General features: G+C 68.6%; 24 protein-coding genes and 3 pseudogenes. 16 read left to right on the top strand and 11 right to left on the bottom strand.

The features are described from left to right. The first annotated feature begins 636 nt into the window (after positions 1-636). From ACTWQA_RS47135 to ACTWQA_RS47125, 3 genes are read left to right on the top strand one after another with little or no spacing between them, the layout of a single operon-like run. Complete coding sequence (locus ACTWQA_RS47135; RefSeq protein ID WP_443165372.1) at positions 637-1,050, top strand: SRPBCC domain-containing protein; 414 nt, start codon at positions 637-639, stop codon at positions 1,048-1,050. Beyond that, the gene (locus ACTWQA_RS47130) at positions 1,037-1,399 is read left to right on the top strand and encodes an ArsR/SmtB family transcription factor (RefSeq protein WP_443165371.1); all 363 of its coding nucleotides are present in this window, start codon (positions 1,037-1,039) and stop codon (positions 1,397-1,399) included. The genes ACTWQA_RS47135 and ACTWQA_RS47130 overlap by 14 nt, the downstream gene beginning before the upstream one ends. Continuing rightward, positions 1,396-1,779, top strand: a complete 384-nt coding sequence (locus ACTWQA_RS47125; RefSeq protein ID WP_349454802.1) for a VOC family protein — start codon at positions 1,396-1,398, stop codon at positions 1,777-1,779. Before ACTWQA_RS47130 ends, ACTWQA_RS47125 begins: the two co-directional genes overlap by 4 nt. Before the next feature lie 197 nt (positions 1,780-1,976). Here ACTWQA_RS47125 and ACTWQA_RS47120 read toward each other — a convergent pair whose 3' ends face one another. Beyond that, positions 1,977-3,191: an MFS transporter gene (locus ACTWQA_RS47120; RefSeq protein WP_443165370.1), complete on the bottom strand. Its 1,215-nt coding sequence runs from the start codon at positions 3,189-3,191 to the stop codon at positions 1,977-1,979. A 36-nt stretch (positions 3,192-3,227) separates the two neighbouring features. Continuing rightward, on the bottom strand, positions 3,228-3,821 hold the full coding sequence (locus tag ACTWQA_RS47115) for a TetR/AcrR family transcriptional regulator (protein WP_443165369.1): 594 nt from the start codon (positions 3,819-3,821) through the stop codon (positions 3,228-3,230). Positions 3,822-4,321: 500 nt separating this feature from the next. On the opposite strand from ACTWQA_RS47115, the gene ACTWQA_RS47110 reads away from it, so the two are divergent. After that, positions 4,322-4,744: a hypothetical protein gene (locus tag ACTWQA_RS47110; RefSeq protein ID WP_443165368.1), complete on the top strand. Its 423-nt coding sequence runs from the start codon at positions 4,322-4,324 to the stop codon at positions 4,742-4,744. A gap of 5 nt (positions 4,745-4,749) precedes the next feature. Then, positions 4,750-7,320, top strand: a complete 2,571-nt coding sequence (locus ACTWQA_RS47105; protein WP_443165367.1) for a DUF7737 domain-containing protein — start codon at positions 4,750-4,752, stop codon at positions 7,318-7,320. A gap of 94 nt (positions 7,321-7,414) precedes the next feature. On the opposite strand, the gene ACTWQA_RS47100 is transcribed toward ACTWQA_RS47105, so the two are convergent. Beyond that, on the bottom strand, positions 7,415-7,636 hold the full coding sequence (locus ACTWQA_RS47100; protein WP_443165366.1) for a response regulator transcription factor: 222 nt from the start codon (positions 7,634-7,636) through the stop codon (positions 7,415-7,417). 238 nt (positions 7,637-7,874) lie between these two features. Here ACTWQA_RS47100 and ACTWQA_RS47095 point away from each other — a divergent pair, with 238 nt between their 5' ends. The 5 genes and pseudogenes from ACTWQA_RS47095 (at position 7,875) to ACTWQA_RS47075 (ending at position 11,269) form a co-directional block, all read left to right on the top strand. Next, entirely contained in the window at positions 7,875-8,798 is a 924-nt protein-coding gene (locus ACTWQA_RS47095) for an NADP-dependent oxidoreductase (RefSeq protein WP_443165365.1), read from the top strand. Between the two features lie 20 nt (positions 8,799-8,818). Continuing rightward, on the top strand, positions 8,819-9,220 hold the full coding sequence (locus tag ACTWQA_RS47090) for a DUF6640 family protein (RefSeq protein ID WP_443165364.1): 402 nt from the start codon (positions 8,819-8,821) through the stop codon (positions 9,218-9,220). Between the two features lie 96 nt (positions 9,221-9,316). Further along, positions 9,317-9,814, top strand: a complete 498-nt coding sequence (locus ACTWQA_RS47085; protein WP_443165363.1) for a hypothetical protein — start codon at positions 9,317-9,319, stop codon at positions 9,812-9,814. Positions 9,815-9,876: 62 nt separating this feature from the next. Next, positions 9,877-10,101 (top strand): annotated as a pseudogene (locus ACTWQA_RS47080) (IS5/IS1182 family transposase); the annotation flags it as partial. Between the two features lie 457 nt (positions 10,102-10,558). Continuing rightward, positions 10,559-11,269 (top strand): pentapeptide repeat-containing protein, encoded by a 711-nt coding sequence (locus ACTWQA_RS47075; protein ID WP_443165362.1) that lies wholly within the window; start codon positions 10,559-10,561, stop codon positions 11,267-11,269. Positions 11,270-11,444: 175 nt separating this feature from the next. On the opposite strand, the gene ACTWQA_RS47070 is transcribed toward ACTWQA_RS47075, so the two are convergent. From ACTWQA_RS47070 to ACTWQA_RS47045, 6 genes and pseudogenes are all read right to left on the bottom strand, one after another. Next, entirely contained in the window at positions 11,445-11,858 is a 414-nt protein-coding gene (locus tag ACTWQA_RS47070; RefSeq protein WP_443165361.1) for a DNA-binding protein, read from the bottom strand. Further along, a complete protein-coding gene (locus ACTWQA_RS47065; RefSeq protein WP_443165360.1) occupies positions 11,840-12,124 on the bottom strand; it encodes a hypothetical protein in 285 nt (94 codons plus the stop codon). The genes ACTWQA_RS47070 and ACTWQA_RS47065 overlap by 19 nt, the downstream gene beginning before the upstream one ends. 573 nt (positions 12,125-12,697) lie before the next feature. Then, complete coding sequence (locus tag ACTWQA_RS47060) at positions 12,698-12,880, bottom strand: hypothetical protein (RefSeq protein WP_443165359.1); 183 nt, start codon at positions 12,878-12,880, stop codon at positions 12,698-12,700. A 178-nt stretch (positions 12,881-13,058) separates the two neighbouring features. Beyond that, a pseudogene (locus tag ACTWQA_RS47055) lies at positions 13,059-13,268 on the bottom strand (helix-turn-helix transcriptional regulator); the annotation flags it as partial. 312 nt (positions 13,269-13,580) lie between these two features. Beyond that, complete coding sequence (locus tag ACTWQA_RS47050) at positions 13,581-14,210, bottom strand: response regulator (RefSeq protein ID WP_443165358.1); 630 nt, start codon at positions 14,208-14,210, stop codon at positions 13,581-13,583. Continuing rightward, on the bottom strand, positions 14,150-15,247 hold the full coding sequence (locus ACTWQA_RS47045; RefSeq protein ID WP_443165407.1) for a sensor histidine kinase: 1,098 nt from the start codon (positions 15,245-15,247) through the stop codon (positions 14,150-14,152). The genes ACTWQA_RS47050 and ACTWQA_RS47045 overlap by 61 nt, the downstream gene beginning before the upstream one ends. Positions 15,248-15,377: 130 nt before the next feature. Here ACTWQA_RS47045 and ACTWQA_RS47040 point away from each other — a divergent pair, with 130 nt between their 5' ends. Then, entirely contained in the window at positions 15,378-16,460 is a 1,083-nt protein-coding gene (locus tag ACTWQA_RS47040) for a hypothetical protein (RefSeq protein WP_443165357.1), read from the top strand. 169 nt (positions 16,461-16,629) lie between these two features. Continuing rightward, positions 16,630-16,794, top strand: a complete 165-nt coding sequence (locus tag ACTWQA_RS47035) for a LysR family transcriptional regulator (protein ID WP_443165356.1) — start codon at positions 16,630-16,632, stop codon at positions 16,792-16,794. 104 nt (positions 16,795-16,898) lie between these two features. On the opposite strand, the gene ACTWQA_RS47030 is transcribed toward ACTWQA_RS47035, so the two are convergent. Both ACTWQA_RS47030 and ACTWQA_RS47025 read right to left on the bottom strand, forming a co-directional pair. Continuing rightward, positions 16,899-17,153, bottom strand: coding sequence for a hypothetical protein (locus ACTWQA_RS47030; protein WP_443165355.1), 255 nt, complete (start codon positions 17,151-17,153; stop codon positions 16,899-16,901). Positions 17,154-17,317: 164 nt separating this feature from the next. Continuing rightward, positions 17,318-17,446, bottom strand: coding sequence for a hypothetical protein (locus ACTWQA_RS47025; RefSeq protein ID WP_443165354.1), 129 nt, complete (start codon positions 17,444-17,446; stop codon positions 17,318-17,320). Between the two features lie 326 nt (positions 17,447-17,772). On the opposite strand from ACTWQA_RS47025, the pseudogene ACTWQA_RS47020 reads away from it, so the two are divergent. The 4 genes and pseudogenes from ACTWQA_RS47020 to ACTWQA_RS47005 form a co-directional block, all read left to right on the top strand. Further along, positions 17,773-18,123 (top strand): annotated as a pseudogene (locus ACTWQA_RS47020) (DUF4158 domain-containing protein); the annotation flags it as partial. A 40-nt stretch (positions 18,124-18,163) separates the two neighbouring features. Beyond that, complete coding sequence (locus tag ACTWQA_RS47015; protein ID WP_443165353.1) at positions 18,164-18,397, top strand: tyrosine-type recombinase/integrase; 234 nt, start codon at positions 18,164-18,166, stop codon at positions 18,395-18,397. Positions 18,398-18,480: 83 nt separating this feature from the next. Further along, positions 18,481-19,914, top strand: a complete 1,434-nt coding sequence (locus ACTWQA_RS47010; protein ID WP_443165352.1) for an MATE family efflux transporter — start codon at positions 18,481-18,483, stop codon at positions 19,912-19,914. A gap of 338 nt (positions 19,915-20,252) precedes the next feature. Continuing rightward, positions 20,253-20,378, top strand: coding sequence for a hypothetical protein (locus ACTWQA_RS47005; RefSeq protein ID WP_443165351.1), 126 nt, complete (start codon positions 20,253-20,255; stop codon positions 20,376-20,378). Positions 20,379-21,205 lie beyond the last annotated feature (827 nt).

The raw sequence follows: 21,205 nt of genomic DNA, 5'->3' as shown, positions 1-21,205 counted from the left end.
CACGATGGTCGGGCGCCGCCTGCGACGTCGAGTGAACTTGGCGCGGTAGAGCCCGTCCTTGAGTCTGACGCCGGGTACCGATCTTTCTAGGGCTGTTCCTTGTCGCTACGTGCACGCGGGCCAGATTTTCCGCTCGCCCCGGTACCCCAGCGGCGTGTCCCTTCCCCCCGATCAGGAGTGAGGCCGCGTGGGGGATGTTGAGGATGAGCCGCTGTACCTGGACCGGGTATGCGGGCTGGACGTCGCCAAGGGCCAGGTGGATGCGTGTATCCGGGTGCCCAGCGACAAGAACCCCTAGCGCCGAGCTCAGGAGTGGTTCGCTTGTCGGCCGCTCCGACGTCGGCGGATCCACCACTGCTGAGCATCGCCGATGTCGGCGATCCGGGGCGCGAACTGGTAGCCGCCTTGCGTTTTAAGGTCGCTGTCCCGTGACAGCGAGCCTTGAGCTTGGCGCAGAGGGATGCCCCGATCATGTCGCCGGTCCAAGGTGGTGAGGGATGCCGCATTTGCGGGTGCGTAGTAAGTCGCCCTCCGTGCCGGGGCTTGCACGGCGACGATCGCAACCTGTAGGTTGCCATTAATTGGCAACCTACAGGTTGCGAAGGAGAGTGAGCATGGTTTCGGACGCGATCGAACGTGTGGTGGTGCTGCGGCACCCCCATCGAGCGGGTGTGGGCCGCGCTGACCACCGCAGAAGGGCTCTCGCGGTGGTTCGGCTCGGTGGCGGAGATAGATCTGCGGCCCGGTGGGCGCGCGTACTTCCGTTGGGACGACCTCGACGAGGAATCCGTCGCCACCATCGCGGTGGTCGACCCACCACACCGTTTCGCGTTCAGGTGGGCAATCGAGGGCCTGCCGGAGGATGACGCACCCCAGACGCTTGTGGACTTCACCCTGGAACCGGTGCCGAACGGCACTCGGCTGCGCCTGGTGGAGAGCGGGTTTGCCCAGGCCGCCGACGACGTGGCCCAGTCTGCCCACAAGGCTAACAGTCAGGGATGGGACACGGAGCTCGTCGACCTGGAGACCTACCTCGATGCGACCGCCTGATGTGGAAGGGCAGGCCGTTGCGGTGTTCGCGGCGCTCACCGATCCAACGCGGCGGGCGCTGCTGGAGGAACTCGCCCGCGCCGGGCCCGCAACCGTCACTGATCTGGCACGACGGTTGCCGATCAGTCGCCAGGCGATCGCCAAGCACCTGGGCCAGCTCGCCGAAGCGGGCCTGATCAGCTCCGGCGAACCTGCCGGCCGCCGCCATCCCTACCGGTTGGAACCAGCCGCCATTCGCACGGCCCAGGTGTGGCTGGCCAGGCTCGCCAACAGGTGGGATGACCGGCTGGCCGCGCTGGAAGGTGCACTGGACGCCACTGACACGAACCAAGGGGTCACGCAACAATGAGCAAGCCTGAATTCACGGCCGGCCTGAACATCGCCATGAAGATCCCCAAGGCACAGTACGAGGCCACCGTGGCCTTCTACCGCGACACTCTGGGCTTCGACGTCAAAGAAGACGACGTCTCCTACGCTCCGACCGTCTCGAGAACTCATTCGGTGCGGTTCGGACCCAATACGCTGTGGCTCGACTGTGTCGACAACTACAGCCAGCCCGACCTGTGGCTGCAGCTCCACACCGATGACCTGGACGCGGCAGCGAGCAAACTGGCCGACATCGGCATCCACCCGTGTGACGAGGTCGAGCCCCTGGAGAACCTCGATTCCAGAACCCACTGGATCAAGAACCCAGCCGGTGTCATACATCTGCTCGCGGAGTCCGGCTGATCCCGATGTCCCGATGAGGTGAGCAGCTACCCTCGGCGATATCGCGGGGCCTGTCCAGAAAACCGTACAGTCCCGCCCTGGTGCGGGCGCGGGCGACCCTCGTGCGAGCGGGCGGGCTCTCGTACGGACGGGCCGCCCGTTGTGCGGTCGGCCCGTGCATCGCGTCGGTGGGTGGTGGTTTCGGTTTGTGCGGCGCGTCAGTGGGTGGTGGCGGCTTCGACGCGCTCCTGAGCGAGACTCCCCGTCGGTGACTGCGCCCTGGTACGGCCGAGCTCGGGCAGGAGGGACACCATCCCGAGTACGGCCAGCCCGGCGCCCAGCCAGAGGGGAGCCCGCAGCCCGAAGCCGTCGATGGCCAGCCCGCCGACCGAGGAGCCGACGATCACCCCGAGGGTGATGAAGGAGGCGTGGACGGTGTTGACCAGTGGCCCCGGGTTGCCGATGCGCTGGATGCGTACGGCCATCGCGGGGTTCATGGTCACTCCGACCAGCCCGACGCCCAGCATGGTGATCACCGTGGGGACGCTGAGGTGGGCGAACAGCGCGAAACCGGCCAGGAAGATCGCGTTGAGGATCAGCCCGGACAGCAGCACGCTGATGGTGTGCTTGTCGGCCAGGCGGCCGACGAAGTAGTTCCCGATCACGGTGGCTGCGCCGTACGCGACGAGCAGCAGGGGAACGGCCTCCGAGGAGAACCCGGTGACCTGGGTGAGGATCGGGCTGAGATAGCTGAAGGCGGCAAAAGTCGCGCCGATGATGAGGGTGCTGGTCGACAGCGCCAGCCACAGCCGGCCGTTCCTGAAGACCGCCACCTCCTGCCGGAAGTTGCCGTTGCCGCCGTCAGCACGCCCGAGCCTGGGAACGCCCATCATCGTGGCGAGCGCGGCGATGACGGTCAGGGCGCCGACGGCCCAGAAAGCGGCGCGCCAGCCGAGCTGCCCGCCGATGAGCGTGGACAGCGGCAGCCCGAGCAGGGTGCCGAGCATCAATCCGTTCAGGACGATGGCGAGGGCGCGGCCGCGTACCTCTGGGCGGCTCAGCTGGACCGCCACCGAGATGGCGACTCCGAAGAACGCCTGGGAGGCGACTCCGGTGATGAGGCGCGCGACCATCATGATCGAGTAGGAGGGCGCGAGCGCCGCGAGCACATTGCCCACCAGAAAGATTGCGAACAGCAGCATGAGCGCGGGTTTCGGGCGTATCCGTACCAGCGCGACGGTCATCAGCGGCCCGCCCGCCGACATGGCCACCGCGAAGGCGGTGATCAGATAGCCGATTTGGGAGATGGTCACGCCGAGCCCGCCTGCCATCTCGGGCATCAGGCCTCCGACGGCGAACTCGCTGGTGACCATGGCGAAGATGCCTATGGCCAGGACGTAGACGGCTCTGGGCGAGGGGAATTCCTTTTGCATCAATCGGTGTAGAACTCGGGCATGAAAAGGCAGAGGTCAGGCCAGGGCGTCCATGGCCGTGGCCGCGATGGCCTCGATGGTGGCGTCGTCGGCGCCGCCCTGAGCGGTCACCCGGATCCCGGCGATCACGGCGTTGACGAACCTGGCGAGCTCGACGGGATCGCGGGTGGAGCCGATGGTGCCGTCGCGCTGCCCGCTCTCGATGACGGTGCTCAGGTTGACGAGTCGGTACTCGGTGTTGCGATCGAGCATCAGGGCGATCTCCGGGTCGCGGCCGGCGAGCTCCATCGTGGTGTTGACGGTCAGGCAGCCGAGGCCGTAGCCGTCGCGCCTGTTCTCCGCCTCCGTCTGGAGGATCTTGGCGAACAGCGCGCGGATCCGCTCGATCGCCGGCAGCTCGTGATTGTCAAGGATCCGCAGTTGGTCGGCGGTGGTGGCGTCCATGTAGCGGGTCAACGCGCGTTTGAACAGCTCGCGCTTGTTGGTGAAGGCGTTGTACACGCTGCTGCGGTCCAGGCCGAGCGCCTCGCACAGGTCCCTGGTCGAGGTCGACTCGTAGCCGTTCGCCCAGAACGTGCGCATCGCAGTGTCCAGGACCCGGTCCTCATCGAATGATCTCGGCCTCGCCATACGAGCACGCTACTTGTTTTACACCGATCAGTGCAAATACGAGCCTCGGCCTGGGCAAGCCGGACGATCCCGGGCTCGACGCACTGGAGCAGGCCGTTCAGGCGCTCAGCGAATGCTACGGCACGCTCTTCGTGGTGGCAGCGGGCGGCGACAGCTCCGCCCCCGCCGGCCTACGGCTCGCGGAGATCCGCGAAACCGGGGCTGCGGGAGCAGATCACCGCGATCACCAACAAGGCCGATGCGTTCCACGGTTACTCCGAATGGCTGATGATCAGCGGCAAGCTCATCGGCCACAACGACCCCGACCACCAGGAACGCGTGGTCAAGTTCAACGAGGGGCGACCTCGTGCTCAACCTCCCCCACCCGAGCAAGCACCCGCGATCCGGCTCGACCTGGAACCGCGAGTGCTGTTCGCCGTGCGCACCTGGCCGGTAAGGCCATATCACTGCGGTGCCGTGATATGGCCAGGCTGTCCGCCGGCTGTTCTATGGTGGCGGCCATGGTCGACATCGAGGTGCGCAGCCGGATCCCCGGCAGATCCGGCGATGGCCTGCCGGCGGTGCTGGTACGGCTGGCCGATGAGGGCACGACATTGCGGGAGCTGATCCGGCGCACGGTCGAGGAGCAGATCCGGGAGCTGCGCGTCGACGCGGCGCGCTGCCAGCAGATCCTCGACCGTCAGTATCTGTCCGACGATGATCTCCGGACGCAGGCCGGCACCGGTGCGATCAGGATGCCGCCGCAGGCGCCGGCGGTCCCGGACGTGACTGCGGAAGTGGCTCGGGCGCATCGGGCCTTCGCCCGGGGCACGTTCGTGGTCTTCGTCGGCGGACGGCAGGTCGTCGACCTGGATGAGGAGGTCGCGCTTCGGCTCGGTGAGCCGGTCGTGTTCCTGAGGCTAGTCGCGCTGGCGGGAGGCTGATTGCGGTGGAGCGATCGTTACCAGAGATCTACATCGACATCGTCCACGAACAGCGCGAGGCGCTGTGGCGGCTGGTGGACCAGGCGCGGGTCGCGGCGAAGGCCGGCGACCTGGCGGGCCTGCGGGACACCGCCGAGGAGATCCGGCTCGGGATCAAGCAGGGCGACGACCAGACGATCGGCAACCTGGCACCGCACGTGGGCGATATCGTCGCGGAGGTTGACGAGCTCTACGACGCCAGCTTCCCGGTCGATCGGCCGGACGACATCACCGGCCTGCTGGCCGCGCCGTGGCCGACGGCTCACCGGAAAGCCCTGCTCGCTGCGTTCCTCGGGCGCGACGTCCGGCACCGGCTGCTGCTGGACGAGGTGGCGGAGCGGGCCATCGCCACTACCGACACCCACCTGCTGCGGGTGCTCATCTTCACCCCGCTGGGCACCCTGCGCCGGGAGACCGTGGCGCAGATTCTCGACACGCTGCACCGGGCCGGCGCCCTGGACGCCACCGTGGTCGAACGGGCCTTCACCGACGACCGCTACCTCGGCCACGCCATCATCGGCCACTCGCCGACCGGCGACGCGGCCAGCCCGCCGCTGGCCTGCGCGGACGCCGTACGGAAACACGTGGACGCGCTGACCTGGCGGCTCGTCTCCGCACCAGTCCCTGCCGACTGGGACGAACTGCCCAAGGTGCTGGTACCGCGCGGCCTGAGGTTCGTTCGGGCGGCGCTGGCCTGGCACGGTGACCAGCGGGTGGCCGACCACCTCGGCGTGGCGGAACTCACCGACGAGGACCGCGGCGCCCTGCTCGACCTGTTGCGGGATCGGCCGGTGGAGGAGCAGGGTCGGGCGTTCGGATGGCGGCTGCGCGCGGGTGACGCCGACGCGTTGCTACCGCTGTTCGGCCTGGCACGCGCCGCGCCGTTGCTGCGCCTGATCCGGGCGATGCCAGTGGGCGAAGCCACCCGCCAGGACCGGGCTGTCCTCCTCGCCGCGATCGAGGACGCCGGCGCGGACGCCGCCCGGCGCCTGCTGGAACTCGAACCGAACGAGCTAGTCTCCGCGGTCATGGGGTGGAACCGCGCCCAGGTGCTGAAGCGCGTCAAGCACAACGCGCTGCAGGGTATCGCCGCATTCGGGATGCTGCCTCTCGCTTCGGACGAGACGGTCCTCGACCGCTACCTGGCGTTGCGCGAGTCCGCGAAGAAGGGAGCCAAGCTCGGCCCTAACCGCAGACACAGTCACGCTGCCGCGATCGCGGTCGCCCTCGACCACCTGGCGCAGGTGGCCGGCGTTCCGGAGGCGAGCCGTCTCGAATGGGACTGCGAGGCGCGCATCGCCACCGAGACCCCCACGGAGGCGAAGGTCGGCGACTACCGGATCGCGTTGCGGTTCGACGGCGCCGACCCGACGATGACGGTCAGCCGGGCAGGCAAGGCGCTGAAGTCGGTGCCGGCCGCCGTCCGCGCCGACCCCCGCTACCAGGAGCTGCGTGAGCACCAGGAGCGACTGCGGGACCAGGCTCGCCGGATGCGGACCGGGCTGGTGGACCGGCTGGTCGCTACCGCCGGGACGCTGGCGCCGGACGAGCTGGCCCGACTGCTCTCGCTGCCTGCCGGTGCGGCGATGCTGCCCGCGCTGCTCTGGCGGGACCGAACGGGCGTGATCGACCTGCTCGACCAGGTCGACACCACCGGCCCGGTCACCGCCGTCCACCCCGTCGAACTGCACGAGCGGGGGGTGCTCGCCGAATGGCAGGCGGAGATCGTGCGGCGTCGCCTCCAGCAGCCGGTCAAGCAGGCGTTCCGGGAGTTGTATGTGCTCACTCCCGCGGAACGCGAGGCGGGCGACGTGTCGCGGCGGTTCGCCGGTCAGACGGTCAACGGCAAGGTGGCGGGCCAGTTGCTATCCGGTCGGGGCTGGTTCACCCACGGCGAGTACGACGACCACCAGGCGACCCGTGCCGTCGGCGACAACCTCATCGCCGCGCTGCGCTGCGACTTCCACGGCTACTTCGGGATGGGGAACGTCCTTGTCGGCGAGATCCGCTTCCTGACCGGCGGCCACCGTGACCCGGGCCGTTACGGCGCCCCGACCGGCTCGGGCAGCGTCGGCGGCACACCAGTGCCGCTGGTCGACGTGCCGCCAGTGGTGTTCTCCGAGGTCATGCGAGACCTGGACTTGGTGGTGTCGGTCGCCGGCACCGAGCCGGAGGCGTACCTGTCGCCGGCGCAGGCGGCGAGTCGGGCGCAGGTGCTCGCGGCGCTCATCGCCGACCTCAGGCTGGCCCGGGTCACCGTCGAGGGGCACTCGGCCGTGGTACGCGGCACCCGGGCGACCTACCGGGTGCATCTGACCAGCGGCAGCATCCACGTCGACCCGGGCGGCTACCTTTGTGTGGTGCCCGCCTCGTTCGGCGCCACGGCGCACCGGCGGCTGTTCCTGCCGTTCGCCGACGAGGACCAGATGACGAGCATCATTCTGAGCAAGGTGCTCCTGCTCGCCGAGGACGAGAAGATCAGCGACCCGTCGATCCTGACTCAGCTCGATTCCCTCACCGGCAAGGCCGCTACCTGACGTGGCCCAGCAGGAAAAATCCGCCTACTCGCTATCAGTGGCTGCACCCGCGCGGATGAGGTGCCCGTCTGAACCGCGTCGTCTCGGAAACGGATCAGGCGACGGGGGTTAGGCCCATGGTGTGCGCGACCGCGGCCGCCTCGGTACGCGAGCCGACCTCGAGCTTTTCCAGGATGTTGGCTACGTGGAATTTCACCGTGTGCTCGCTGATGTGCAGATGCTCGGCGATCTGCCGGTTGCGCCGTCCGAGCGCGAGCTGCTGCAGGACCTCCCGCTCGCGCGGGTTGAGCGCGTCAAGAGGCCCTGGCCGTGGCACTTCCAGCGAAGTGAGGGCAGCGTGACGGTCATCCGTGGTGCCCCATTGGGGACCGCGTCGAGCGTCCGCATCGGGTGGCGGGCGCAGTCGCCGGTGAGCATCGCCAGCGCCCGGTGCGGCACCACATCGGCCAGTATCCGCGACAGTGGGGCGAGCATCTCGCCAGGCGGCGCCGACAACACGGTGAATACCGAGGTGAGCAGGTAGCGGGCGTCCATGGCCTCACGCTAGGCGATACATGAAGGCACTCATCGCATCCTCGTATGCTCCTGTTGATCAGCTCTCGGTCGCCGAGGTCCCGGCATCTTCCCCCGGGCCCGGTGAGGTCTTGGTGAAGGTGGTGGCAGCGGCGCTCAACCCGCTCGACGCCAAGCTGGCCACTGGAGAACTGAAGGAGATGTTCCCCGTCCAGCACCCGTTCGTCCTCGGCATGGACGCCGTGGGGATCGTGACGGCGGTCGGCGACGCGGTCTCCGGGTTCGCCGTGGGCGACGACGTGGCCGTCTACGGGCGCGGCACCCTCGCCGAGTACGTGGTCGTCCCCGTGGGTCCAGGGCTGGTGCACCTGCCGCGCGGGCTGGACGCGGTGCGGGGGGCGGCGTTGGTCACGGTCGCCATGACAGCCGAGTGCGTCATCGCCGCCGCGGAGGTGGAACCGGACCACGACGTGCTGGTCGTCGGCGCGACCGGCGGAGTCGGCGGGCTCGCCGTCCAGTTGGCCGCTCAGGAGGGTGCCAGGGTATTCGCCACGGCCGCGCCCGCTGACACCGCCTACGCCCGCGACCTCGGTGCGCACCTGACCATCGACCACACCGGCTCCGACACCGTCGAAGAGGCGTTGCGGCTGCGCCCCGAGGGGTTCGACACCGTTATCGACCTGGTCAATGCGGGTGTCTCCTTGAGGGCCACGGCACGTGCCGTACGGCGGGGCGGGCGGCTGGTCTCGACCCTCTACGGACCTGAGACCATCGACGACCTCACACCGGTGTACGTCTACATGACCCCCGAATCCGGCGACCTGGCACGGCAGGCCGCGCGAGTGGCCGAAGGGCGACTGGCGGTCGACGTCGCCGCGACGTACCCGTTCGCCCGATCCCCTCAGGCGGTGGCCGACCTGGTCGCGGGTGTCTACACCCGCGGCAAGGTCGTGGTCACGTTCTGACTTCACCAAGGAGAGGCACGATGAGCGCAGGCAAGATCATCCTAACCGCGACCGCGCTGTTCACCGCGATCAGCCCGTTCGGGGCGGACTGGAACGAGACCCACATCCACAACCCCAACTGGCCGCCGCACGCCAAATTCCACAACGGGCAGACCATGAGCATGGGAGCGGCACTGGGACTGTCCACGCTGGCCTCGCTGTGGTTGCGGCGCACGGAGCTCTCCCATGACCGCCTGCTCGCCGCCACGACGGCGGCCTCGCTGTACTGGATCACCCAGGCGTCGGCGGTGCTCTACCCTGACGCCGACTTTTACGACCCGGAAGCGCCGAGGCTTCCCGCGAACCAGATCGTGCTGTTCGTGCTACCGATCCTCGGCCTCAACGCGGCGGGATACGCCCTGGAACGCCGCCGTCTGCGGTGAACCAGGCCGATGCTAAAGCCACAACGATCGAGACAACGGACTATCCCTGCCGAAGGGGGCAGGACGGTCCGATGTCAGCGCGCGAGAGGACACGGAGTGAAGAAGAAGACGAGCGTTGTCACGGGGGCGATCGTGGCGGCGGCCCGCGGCTGTGACGCACGCCACGCCGGCTCAGGCCGGCGCCGGTCCAGGCAGGGTCCGAACCCGTACAAGCCCCACGCGGTGTGCGGAAGCGGATACACGTTCGTCAAGCGGGTCGACATCCGGACCGCGGACGTCTACCTCATGTGGAACAGACAGAAGAACACCAACTGCGTGGTCACGCTGAAGAAGAAGGACGTCGGAACGCCAACCCCCGTGACCGTCTCGCTCCACCGGGCGGTGGACGGCAGGCCGGCCACCGGGCCTGGCCTGGGCAGCATCCAGCGGGGCTCCTTCAAGTACTACGCGGGCCCCGTCTACGTCCGCGCGACCGGGGCACTGCGGCTCGGCAATGCCTCGCACCTGGAGACGTGCGTGTTCTGGGCGGGAAGCACCAGTCATGACGTCGACCCGGGCGCGTGGATCCACTGCAACCCCCGGCCTCGCGACTAGGGCACCTTTGGTGCCGTGATTCGAAGAGCGGTCTTGAGTGTGACGTTCGGTGATGCGCTCTGGCCGACAAGGCCTACTCCTCGCGGGGAAACCGCGCCTACCTGCGCCGACGCGGCATCCAGGCGGTCATCCCGATCAAGAAGGACCAGCAAGCCAACCGTCTCCAGCAAGGTCGCAGGGGCGGGCGGCCGCCCGGCTTCGACGCCGAGCGCAACACCGCGGAGCGGTGCATCAACAAGCTCAAGGGCCACCGCGCGGTGGCCCTGCGCACCGACAAGCGCGGCGAAGGTGTTGCCGGCCGCCGCGGAGCCGCTGGCCAAGCGCGCCGAAGGTGGGGACGCGGGCGGACCGGGAGCGGTGGCGCCGGTTGGATGAGGCTGCGGCGGCTGCGGTGGTTGCTGGCGCGGAGGCTGAGGCGTGGGAGCCGGAGCCTGAGCCGGTGATGGATCCGGGGGAGGAGGCGCGGTTGCGGGCGGTGCGTCGGGCGCGGTGGGAGCGCGCGAGCCGTCGTAGCGAAGACGCCGCCGGTTAACGAACAAGCGCGACCTGGGGTAACGGTTGAGGAATCGTGACACCGCCCGCACTCAGGAAGAGATCCAATAGGGACATGAGAGCCAGACCTCCGCGACTACCAGCCCGGCAGGTTCTTGCGGCGGCAACCGCAACCAGGGCACGTCGCATGGCCAAAGCCGCAGAACCGGCTCCTCCGCCTACGCCTCCACGCCCAGAGCCCTGGGCGCGGCGGTGGATGCGCCGATTACTGTGGCTCGTCCCCTGCTGGTGGGGATCGCCGGGGCCGCTGTCGCGATCACCGACCGGTACACCAAGGCCGTGGAACAACTCGGCTCCACCAAGCTGGACGTTCGCCTGGGCGGCATCTACGCCTTGGAACGACTCGCACAAGACTCCCCGCGCGACCACCAGACCATATACGACGTGCTGGCCGCGTTCGTTCGCGAGCACGACCACAAGGGCAAGCGCGGCGTCAACCTTAAGGAACTGCCCCCGGCACTCGCCACTGACATACAAGCCGCATTGACTGTCATCGGCCGTCGAAACGTCGCCCTAGATACGCGTGCGCCCAACCTGGTCCAGTCCCGTATTGCTAGGGCGGACCTGCGCAAATTGAACCTGGCTGACGGGGACCTTTATGACACGCACCTTGCCAGCGCAGACCTGCGCAGCGCGAACCTGAATGGTGCGAATCTGAAGGTTGCGAACCTGACTAACGCGGACCTGACAGGCGCCTCCCTCATTGGCGCGGACCTGCGCAGCGCGAAACTGGTTGACGCAGAACTGGCCGACGCGGACCTGCGGGGCGCCTTCCTGGCCGGCTTGGACCTGAGCGGCACGCACCTGGCTGGCGCGGACCTGCGCGGCGCGGACCTGAGGGGCGTACTGGGAGTCGACGAAATACGGAAGGAGGCTCGGGTTGATGAGACCACGAAATTCTGATCGCATCTGGGCACCTAGGGCCTGATCGACATGTCAGCGACGCGGCGTGGTACTCGGATCTCCGGTCGGCGAGCCGGTCCTTTCATCGCACGCGGGTCGCCATCGCACGTATCAACGCCGGCCGCGTCGGCCTGGTCGGTGGAAGCCCGCCGGCCGGTAACAGCACGCCGACAGCTCACACGGAGACGAGGCGCACCCGTTCGCCACACAGCTTGGTCATGTCGTCGACGTCCGAGGTCAGCATGACCACAGGCCGCTGTTGCCGCAGCGCGGCCTCGGACACGGCCGCGTCGATGGCGTACTTGTGACCGTGCAGACCGGCCCCCATCAACAATGCCGAGGCCGCCTTCGCCTCCTCGTCCCCCACCGGGATCACACGCAGTCCGGACAGCAGCCAGCTCAGCCGGGCCCTGTTCGTACGAGCATGCGCGGCCTCGATGATGGTGAGCGCGCAGATCACCACCTCCATGCCGCGCGACCGCGCCTCCGCGACCAGCGCCACCACGGTCTCGTCATCAGCAAGCAGCTTGGAGAGCCCCTCGCTGTCCAGGACCAGCGTCCCCTCGTGGCTCAGCCTGCGGCGGGCCACTGGTCCTCCTCGGCGAACACCTCGTCGAACACCTGTCGTGCCCGCTGCCGCACCTGCTCGGACACCGGCCCCTTGCGGCTCTCGAAGTCGGCCAGGTACTCGTCCAGAACCTGCCCCCGCAGCTCCCGCTCGACAGCTGCGGCGATGAACGCAGAGAACTCCCGCTTGCCGACCCTGGTACGGATGGCCTCCGCGGTCCCCTCGGGTAGGGAGAGGCTGACCCGCGTCGCCGGCCCCTCGCCGATGCTGTACGTCGTCTCGGACATGCATCCATTGTGTCAAACAAGTAGGAAACTAGGAAGTCGTGCACGACCCAGCCCCACCCCCAGGGGTCTGCCAGGGGTCACGGGGAACCAGCGCCCCGAGGCTCCGCGTGAGCCCAGGGAATCCACCGGGGCTGACCAGCCGGTCGACCTCGACGGCGCCCACCTGGACCGGGGTCTGGGGGACGGGTTCGGTCCGGGCCGGGCGAGCCTGGCCTGAGGCGACCAGCGCGGCCAGGTCCTTGACGTTCAGCCGGGGAGGCCACGCTCTTGAGCCGGCCACCGCCGGTGGTGAACACACGCAGCCGCTGGGTGCTGATCCACAAGGTGATCGGCATCCCCGCCCGATCGGGGCCGAGCCAGAGCTGCTGCCCGCCGATCGACAGGTTGCCTGAGGCGGGCATCTACCCGCAAGCAGATTCGTCCGGTGCTTCAAGGTGGTGCTACAGCGATGGACCGCATCTTTCCAAGCGGAGTAAGCGAAGATCCCCAAGCCTCGTCCGATCACCGGATGGGGCTTGGGTATTACCTCGCTCGTGATCCCTGAGCAGGGTCGTACTGCGGCGACTGCAGCCCTTAGACGTCTTGCTCAAACCAGGCGACGATGCTGCGCACGTACCCCTCGACCTTCGTCAGCGGTCGGCCGTCGAGGATCCCGACGAGATGCCCGACGCCGAGCGGGGCGTCGTAGATCCGGGCGCGGCGGTAGGTCTCGGGGTCCACGGCCTTCCTGGTGTTGTCCCAGCCGTGCCAGGCCATCAGGGCGGCGTCTATGGCGGGGTCGAACAGATGGGTCTGGTCCCAGTCCAGGACGCCGACCAGGCGACGCCGAGACCTGCCCCGAGCGGCTGTCCCTGCTCATCCACACCAACGCGCCCCGAGCGCGCCCACCGGGCTGAGCGGTGGTGAGGTCGTCAAGCGTTCCCACCCTCCGAGGTCAGCCGGCCCGCGCGCCGTCCTTGCGGCGGAAGGCGCTGGGGCTGACGCCCTTGACGCGTTTGAAGGCGGCGCTGAAGCCGAAAGCGTCGGAATACCCCACCCTGCGCGCCTACCGCCGCGATCGTGGCGTCCCGCTCCACCAGCAGGTCCGCGGCCAGGACCATGCGCCACCCGTCAGGTACGCCAGCGGCGGCCCTCCCACCAGCGAAAAGGACCATCGGGCGATGCGCCGTGTGAGCGAAGTTCTCGCCCACGACGACCGGCTGGATTGCGTGATGCTGTCCCCCCTTGATGGCGTCACGCTGGCTTGAAAGCGTTGAACCCACCGCGCTCCGAGAAGATCACGGAAACGATCACACCGATCCAGGGAAGCGATCTCCTACTCCACCCCTGGCCAGTGCATTGGGCGAACCGGTTCTGGCTCGTGCGGTGGCTGTGGCGACGGGCGCTGGTGGTGTCAGGCTGGTGGGAGGGCATGAGGGGCCGGGCTGTGCCCTCTCCAGCCAAAGGCTGGTTTACGTCAGGGCTCGGCTCTGCCGGTCGCCCATGCCCAGGCGGCGATGGCGACGCGGTTCCTGGCACCGGTCTTGCGCTGAATAGCCGCGATGTGGTTCTTCACCGTGCCGGGGGAGAGGAAGAGTTCCGTGGCGATCTCGGCGTTGGTCCTGCCGTGCGCGAGCAGTGCCACGATGTCGTCTTCCCGCTCGGTGAGAACGACGTTCGGCGTCTCGTGCGGCAGGCCGTGCTGGCGCAGCAGCCGGACGGTGAGCTGCGGGCTGATGAGCATGTCGCCGTTCATCGCCGCCCTGATGGCCTCGATGAGCAGAGTGGGGCCGGAGCGTTTGAGGATGAACCCCGCGGCGCCGTGCCGCAGCGCCGCGTGGACGTACTCGTCGAGTCCGAAGGTGGTGACGATCACGACGTGGATGCCGGTGCCGGCAAGGGCACGGGCCACCTCGATGCCGTCGGCTCCGGGCATCCGGATGTCAGCGAGCACGACGTCGGGTTTGATCGTCTTGGCGGTGTCGATCGCGGTGCGGCCGTCGGCGGCCTCGGCCACGACGGTCATATCGGGCTGGGCGTCGAGGATCATGCGGAAGGCGCTTCGGATGCCTTCCTGGTCGTCGGCGATGAGGATGCGGGTGGACACTCCGGCGATTGTGTCAGCGGCAGGTACGCGGTCAGCGACCACCCATCCGGTGCGGCCTGCGTGACGAGCTCGCCGCCCTGTTCCTCCACGAGTGCGGTCAGGCCGGGCAGGCCGGACCCGCCGCGCCGGCCGCTTCGCGCTCGGGTCACGCCGTCATTGGTCATCGTGATATCCAGCAGGCCGGACCCGGCGCTGATGTCCAGGTCGACGCGGCCGGCCTCAGGGGCGTGCCGCCGGACGTTGGTCAGTCCTTCGATCACGATCCGGTAGGCCAAGGCCGCGGTCTCCGCAGGGACCGCGACCTGCGGGTCCATGCGCAGGTGGACCCGCGCGAGGCCGGCGGCGGAGAAACGTTCGGCTGCCTCGCGGATGCCGCTGAGGTCACCGGTGGAGGTAAGGGGCCGGTCGTGGTGCAGCATGTCCAGGGTGCGGTCCAGCATCGACATGGCGCGCTGGCCTGCTGCTTCGACGCGTTCGAGCGCCTGCAGCGGATCGCCCGCGACCCTGCCCGCCTGGGCGTGCGCCACCATTTCGCTGATGTCGTGGGCGACGAAGTCGTGCAGGTCTCTGGCAAGCTGAAGCCGTAATGCGGTGCGGGTGTCGGCGACGGCGCGGGACTGCCGTACATCGAGCACACGCAGGTAACCCCCCACAGCGGCGGCCAGGAGCGCACCCGACCCCCAGAACGCACACGCGCCCAGCCCTTCCAGCGGCGAGGCGGGAGCGAAGAAGCGCAGCAGCCAGGTGGCCGCGGCCAGGCTCGCCGCCGGCGTGGCCACTGCCGCCCGCCGTGCCTGTGCGTACCGGATGACCAGGCCGGCCAACGTCATGAGCGCCAGGCTCTCGATCATCCCCAGTGCTGCGGCGCCCGGCTCGGGCCGCACTGCGCCGATGACGTGAGCCAGCGTGACGGCCAGCGAGCCGGCCGCAGCCACGCACGTCAGCGCGGGCAGACGCGACCGGAGCGCCGGCCGCGACAGTGCCGCCGCCGCCACTGCGATGGGTACCAGCAACGATATCGACACGGCAATCCACATCAAGCTCACCGGACCGACGATACGTCCAGCCTGAAATCCGGTCACAGGTGCCGTTCGGCACCTTTGCCGGCGGCCGGAGGTGCCGAACGGCATCTGGTCCGCCGGACTGCCGCCCGGCGACGCTGATCACATGAAAACCATCACTTCTGCCTGGCGAGGCTACGCGTCGGCACTGTGGGCGCTGACCTATGGCATGCTCGGCTCGGCGTGGGCGCTCGGGCTGCCCGGCTTCCCCTGGGGCGCCTCCGACCCCGACCCGGACGGGGCGCTGTCCATCCTGGCCGGGACGACGCCACGCTTCGGCTGGTGGATCGCCGCCTTCAGCCTGCTCACCGCGGCGACGGCGCTAGCGCTCACCCGCAGGAGCGATCGCCGTGCCCCGTTGCTCCTGGCCTGGCCGATCACCGCGATCCTGGTCCTGGTGGTTCCCGACTCGCGGCTGATGATGGGCGTCGCCTACACGCCGCTGCTGCTGGTGGCGCCGGTCTTCGGCTGGAGCCTGGGCGGCGCGACCTTCGCCGATGCCTGGCCATGGCCCGTTTTGAATCAGCTCGTCTGCATGCTGGGCGGACTACTGCTGGCCGCCGCGGCACTGGCGTATGGCCGCAGTCAGGCCCGCACGCGCTGGTTCACCCCGCAGCGGGGGCGCACAGCCGTGTACGTGGCTGTCGTGGTGCCTTTGGTGTACTGCGCCACCCGGTGGGCGTGGGCGCTGGGCATCCCGCTCGGTGTGAGCCCGGAGTTCCTAGCCGAAGGCGAGGACGGCCTGTGGCTGGCGGGCGCCTATCTGGCGACCTTCGGCGCGTTCGGCGGTGTGCTCACCCTCGGGCTGACTCAGCGGTGGGGAGAGATCTTCCCACGCTGGATTCCCGGCCTACGCGGCAGGCGCGTGCCACCTCTGCTGGCGGTCATCCCGGCCGCATTCGTCTCGATCATCGTTACTGTCGCGGGGCTGACCTACGTCCGGTGGACGATCGCAGGCCGGTTCACCCTGTCCGAATGGGGTGCGTGGCTGCCGGAGTGCTTCTGGCCGATCTGGGGCGGCGCGCTGGCCACCGCCACCGTCTCCTACTACCTGCGCCGCAAGGACGACGCAAAGGGGGTAGATGTCGGTGCTCGTCGCCGACGTGAGGCCGCAGCAGAAGCTGATGGCGGTGCCAGGGGCTGGGGGACCTCGGCGAGCACCACCGGCAACCGCTCGGGCGGGATCTGACGACAATCTTGCGTTCGGTGGACATGCGTGATCGCTCCTTGGCTGGTTCGACGGGTATCGCCACCTCGATTACGCAAGTGGCGTGCGGCAACGATCCCAATCCGAGGCCGACGGCATCAACGCATGATCGCGCTACGATCGTTCGCCCGAGCTAAACGATGGGTGTGTCATGCTGGAGCGCCCCGAGATCGAGGTCTTCCTGACGCTGGCCGAGGAGCTCCACTTCGGGCGCACGGGCGAACGGCTGCGGATCAGCACCGGAAGCGTTAGCCAGACGATCAAGAAGCTGGAGCGCATGATCGGCGCGCCGCTGTTCGAGCGCACCAGCCGCTAGGAACGGCCCACGGCGATCGGCCGGCAACTGGCCGACGAATCTGGCCCCGCTGGTCGCCGGCATGCACGTGGCGGTCCAGCGGGCCATCGACGCCGGCCGCGGCATCACGGGCGACCGGCTCGGACGAGCAGCTCGAGGGCGGATTCGTCGTCGTGCAGCAGCGTCCCAGCCAGGTTCGCCTTGAACATCAGAAAATCGATCAACTCACCGGTCACCGCGCCATACAAGACGGTGGCCAACACCTTGTCCTGGCCGGACACGACCGGGGACCGGCCAGCTTCGGCAACTCCGTCCGCGGGATGTCGATCGCCGAGACGGCTCAGAACAAGGCGAACCAGGCCGGCAGCGTCGGTGAGCACAGGGTGACGGCCTTGCCAGCAGCAGGGCCAGCACGCCGCTGAACATCGGGTTGCGCACGTGGCGGTAGGGGGGCGCGGCCGCCAGAGCGCGGCGACGATGATGCGGATCCTCCCCTGGGCCACGACCACCCAGAACCCTCCGCGCCGGCCCGTCCAACGGGTTTTCACCGCGGGAGCTCGTCCGTCCACCCGGTGGTCACCGAGATGTACGAGTTGCTCATCGCCGAGCCCCCTTCGGCGGTCAGCACGATGTTGGCGCGCGCCACCCGGGCGGCCTCGGGATCGACGACCATCCTGATCTCCAGGCTCCCGGAGAGCGGGATCAGCAGTGCCTGCCCGCCCTCGACCGGCCCCGCGTTCTTGACCCCCGGCGTCGCGGCGAGGGCCTCGAACGCCGCCGAACGGACCTCGAGGTGTTCTGCGGAGTGCGCTCAATACGGCCATCAGCGAAGATCTCATCGGTAAGAACCCAACGGCAGCCGTTCGGATCTCGGCGCGTCGAGTCCGAAAGATCAAGCCGTGATCAGTGGAGGAGGCTCGGCGGTTCCTGGAGTCGGCTCGCGCGGACAATGATCCGTTGTATGCCACGTATGTGCTGATCCTGTTCTTGGGATTGCGTATGGGGGAAGTGCTCGGGCTCACCTGGGAGCGGGTCAATCTCGATGCCGCTGAACTGGACGTGTCGATGCAGCTCCAGCGGGTCAGGAGGCAGCTGCATCATCGTCAGACCAAGACGGAGGCATCAGATGCGATCTTGCCGCTCCCAGAGATCTGCACGGCCGCCCTGCGCATGCGGTACAAGGTCGCTCGCTACGGTCGATTCCGCGAGGAGCCGTCGGCAGCCGAGCTGGAGCACTTGTTCCGGCTGGACCGCGCGGCGCTGAACGCGCTGGCCGACAAGCGCCGCCCGGCCACCCGGCTGGGCTGTGCCGTGCAGTGGGGCACGGTGCGGATGCTCGGAGTTTTCCTGATCGAGGACCCGCTTGCGGTCACGCCCAGCGCGGGGCCCGATGACGATCTCGGGCGTCGTCCAGGTCGTCCTGGCTGTCGGCGAAGCCGCCGGTCTGCCAGGCCTACGGCCACACCGCTGCCGTCACAATTACGCCACCCGTCTACGCCAGGTCGGAGCCGACCCGGCCCACGTCCAAACCCTCCTCGGCCTGGCCTCCATCGAATCCGCCGCCCGCTACTTCCGCGCCGGCCAGAGGGAACAAGCCGAAGTCATCGAGCGCGTCTTCGAGTAGCACTTCACGTTCCCACGGCTTCTCCTGGTCTCCGGGTGCGCGACGGGATGCTCCCGGACCTGGCCTGAACCAGCCAGGCCCGCATGGACATTCGTCGAGGAATGTCGCTATCGTCCGCAGGTCAATTCGCGCCCCGAGCCGTTGCGTCCCCGGAGGTCCGCATGTTTCCCTTAGCCGCTCATGGAAGAAGGGGGGTGTGGCGAACCATCTCCGGCCTCGCTGTTCCTCTTTTTGTGGCGGGGTCTCTCAATTTTGCTGCTCAGCTCGGAATTATCGCCATTCTGGGGCGTATGGGGGGAGAGGCCATTTATGTGCGTTCCCTGTATCAGCCTGTCAGCCTCATCGTCCTTGCCCTGAGTGTGGGCTTCGCGGTCTGCAACCAGGTCGCCGCCGCGATCAGCAAGGGGGCCGGGCGCCCTCAGGACGTCATGTCGAACGCCGCCAGCCTGGCCAGGGTATGGCTCGGGCTCGGCGCGGCCCTGTTCCTGGTCCTCGCGGTCGCGGCTCCCTTTCTGCCTGGTCTCCTTGATGTGGACGCCGGGCTGCGGGACACGTTTGCCTCCTTCCTGCGCTGGACCAGCGCCGCCAGTCTGCTGGCCGTCGGGGCGGAGCTGTGCGCGTCCAGCCTGCGCGGCTATGGGTATGTGCGACAGGCCACCGTCCTGGTCATCTGGACGGCGAGCGTGAGGATTGGCCTCGTGGCCGGCCTCGGGCTCGGTGCCGACATCGGGATCGCGGCGGTGCCCATCGCCGAGGCGGTAGCGGGTCTGACCGGCCTGAGCATGGGCCTGGTGCTGCTGCGCCGCACCGAGCTGTGGCATCCGCCGACCGCCCGGATCTGGCGGCGCGAGGTGTTCACCGACCTGCGCCGCATCGGTGTGCCCATCGCCATGTCCTTTCTCGTGCTCTCGGCGTACAACCTCGCGGTCATCGGCGTCCTCGGGAACTACGGGGAGAACGCGGTGGCGGGGTTCACGGTCGCTTCCACCCTGCAGAGCGTCGTGCTGCTGCCGGGCATGGTCCTGGGTACAGCCACAGCGATCACCATTAACCAGCAACGCGGTGCGGGCGAATGGCGGCGGATACGTGAATCGATGCGCGGTGGCATTGAGGTCACCGTCGTGACCTACGTGCTGATCGCGGCGCTGGTGTGGTCACTGCATGACCCGCTGGCGCGGCTGATAGGCGGCGACGCCGGGGTGGCCGCAGCTACGGGCAGTTACCTGGGTGCCGTGGCGCTCACCTACGCCGTCCAGGGACCCGTGCTCGCCTCGCTGACCGTCATGGAGGAGACCGGCGGCGGCTTCCGGGCCATCGTGCTCAACGCAATCTACTTCGGCCTGATCGTCGCGGTTGGCGCGGCGGCGGCACACGCCGTCGGCAGCGCGGACGGCTTCTACGCCGCGGTGGCGTACTGCAACCTGATCGGCGTGACGGTGCCGCTCATCGCCGTACGACACATACGAAAACTGTCGGCCAGGGGCAGCGCCGCTCAGGCAGCCGTCGCGACCGGCTGAAGCACAACGGGAGCCGGACGACGACGGGCACGGGGCGGTGTTCCGTCGCAGCAGCGCCCCGTCGACAACCAGGCAACTCTCTCCGACTAGACCTCGGGCCCCGAAGCCCCGGCCGAGTGCGAAGTAGCGACGTTGCGCAGGTCACACCGCGTCACAAAGACGTATGCCGGAGTGCCTCTCCGGCTCGAACACGGCGGGATAAGTCTGACACGCTCTGCCGCGCTTTGGAGTTCCACAGGTCGGGGGGCTCGACTCCTGCTCTTATGTCAAGCGGAGCGGCGGAGGCTGGCTACGCACCGCTACTTCGCACGAGGCCGGGGTTTCGGGAGCCCGAGGTCGTGAAGGCGGCGCCGACGTCGCCCAGTCAGGCCCTCCTCGGCCACGCCTCCCTCGACACGTCAGCCTGGTCCTTCCGAGCAGGCACCGCCGAGCAAGCCGCCGTCGTCGACCGCGTCTTCGAGTAGCCCAGCCACCAGCACGGGTGCAGCGGGATGTCACGGTGACGCCTCGGCGGCTGGCAGAGTCGGTCCGGTACGGGATGGGCGCCGATGTGGCCCAGCTCAAGCGGCACCGCGACAGCCGACGGCTGGCCACACTGGTGGCGACGGTGACGCAGTTGGATGCCACCCGCCTGCCCGAGTTACACCCCGACGAGCAGCGCAGGGAGGTGTGCGGCGACCGGGCGGGGCTGGAGGCGCTGGGGTTCGCCCCAAGGTCGTTCGCCTATCCCTTCCACGAGGTGAACGCGGGGAAGAAGAAGTTACGGATGCCGACGGCACGGGCGGCGCGTCCCCCGCCTGCACGAGGAAGGCGACGGTGTCCGGTCCCGCGGCGGGCACGCCGAGCGGCTCGCCGGCGAGCTGCTCCGCGTCGGTCAGCAGCGGAGGCACCTCGCATCCGGCAGGTACGTCGATCGTCAGCGTGAGCGGCCCGGCCAGGCACCGCGTGAGCCGCCACCCGGTGGCGCAGCGGCCCGATCCTGGCGATGACGCTCACCTGTCCGTTGTCCACCTCCAGGTCGTAGTGGTGCGCCTCATCGATGCGCGGCCCACGTCGCTCCGGGTACTGCCGGGCACGTGGAGGGCCCCAGGAGCGTCCGGCCCTGCGGGGGGCTGCGCAGGGATGCGGTGGTGTTGCTGGCCAGTTCCGACAAGCGCTGCGGGCGCCATCCGCGTCAGAGCTAATGAACCAGTCCCGGTCCGAAACACCTATCAGCCGCGGGTAGTTTGATCACCCGTTGGAAGAGGTTGGAGCAGGTGGCAGGACCACAGCAGGACCCCAAGCAGTCCCC

Origin of the sequence: Nonomuraea sp. 10N515B, assembly GCF_052245915.1 — a bacterium.
In the GTDB taxonomy this organism is placed as follows: domain Bacteria; phylum Actinomycetota; class Actinomycetes; order Streptosporangiales; family Streptosporangiaceae; genus Nonomuraea.
This window is presented reverse-complemented; position numbering and strand designations above follow the sequence as displayed.

Excerpts from the sequence above, each read along its gene's own strand:
- ACTWQA_RS47110 (WP_443165368.1), top strand. The coding sequence starts at position 4,322 with ATGGTCGACATCGAGGTGCGCAGCCGGATCCCCGGCAGATCCGGCGAT.
- ACTWQA_RS47060 (WP_443165359.1), bottom strand. The coding sequence starts at position 12,880 with ATGGCCTGGCACGGCTGGGACAACACCAGGAAGGCCGTGGACCCCGAG.
- ACTWQA_RS47115 (WP_443165369.1), bottom strand. The coding sequence starts at position 3,821 with ATGGCGAGGCCGAGATCATTCGATGAGGACCGGGTCCTGGACACTGCG.
- ACTWQA_RS47010 (WP_443165352.1), top strand. The coding sequence starts at position 18,481 with ATGGACATTCGTCGAGGAATGTCGCTATCGTCCGCAGGTCAATTCGCG.
- ACTWQA_RS47045 (WP_443165407.1), bottom strand. The coding sequence starts at position 15,247 with ATGTGGATTGCCGTGTCGATATCGTTGCTGGTACCCATCGCAGTGGCG.
- ACTWQA_RS47015 (WP_443165353.1), top strand. The coding sequence starts at position 18,164 with ATGACGATCTCGGGCGTCGTCCAGGTCGTCCTGGCTGTCGGCGAAGCC.
- ACTWQA_RS47130 (WP_443165371.1), top strand. The coding sequence starts at position 1,037 with ATGCGACCGCCTGATGTGGAAGGGCAGGCCGTTGCGGTGTTCGCGGCG.
- ACTWQA_RS47095 (WP_443165365.1), top strand. The coding sequence starts at position 7,875 with ATGAAGGCACTCATCGCATCCTCGTATGCTCCTGTTGATCAGCTCTCG.
- ACTWQA_RS47065 (WP_443165360.1), bottom strand. The coding sequence starts at position 12,124 with ATGTCCGAGACGACGTACAGCATCGGCGAGGGGCCGGCGACGCGGGTC.
- ACTWQA_RS47035 (WP_443165356.1), top strand. The coding sequence starts at position 16,630 with ATGCTGGAGCGCCCCGAGATCGAGGTCTTCCTGACGCTGGCCGAGGAG.
- ACTWQA_RS47120 (WP_443165370.1), bottom strand. The coding sequence starts at position 3,191 with ATGCAAAAGGAATTCCCCTCGCCCAGAGCCGTCTACGTCCTGGCCATA.
- ACTWQA_RS47125 (WP_349454802.1), top strand. The coding sequence starts at position 1,396 with ATGAGCAAGCCTGAATTCACGGCCGGCCTGAACATCGCCATGAAGATC.
- ACTWQA_RS47025 (WP_443165354.1), bottom strand. The coding sequence starts at position 17,446 with ATGGTCGTCGATCCCGAGGCCGCCCGGGTGGCGCGCGCCAACATCGTG.
- ACTWQA_RS47040 (WP_443165357.1), top strand. The coding sequence starts at position 15,378 with ATGAAAACCATCACTTCTGCCTGGCGAGGCTACGCGTCGGCACTGTGG.
- ACTWQA_RS47090 (WP_443165364.1), top strand. The coding sequence starts at position 8,819 with ATGAGCGCAGGCAAGATCATCCTAACCGCGACCGCGCTGTTCACCGCG.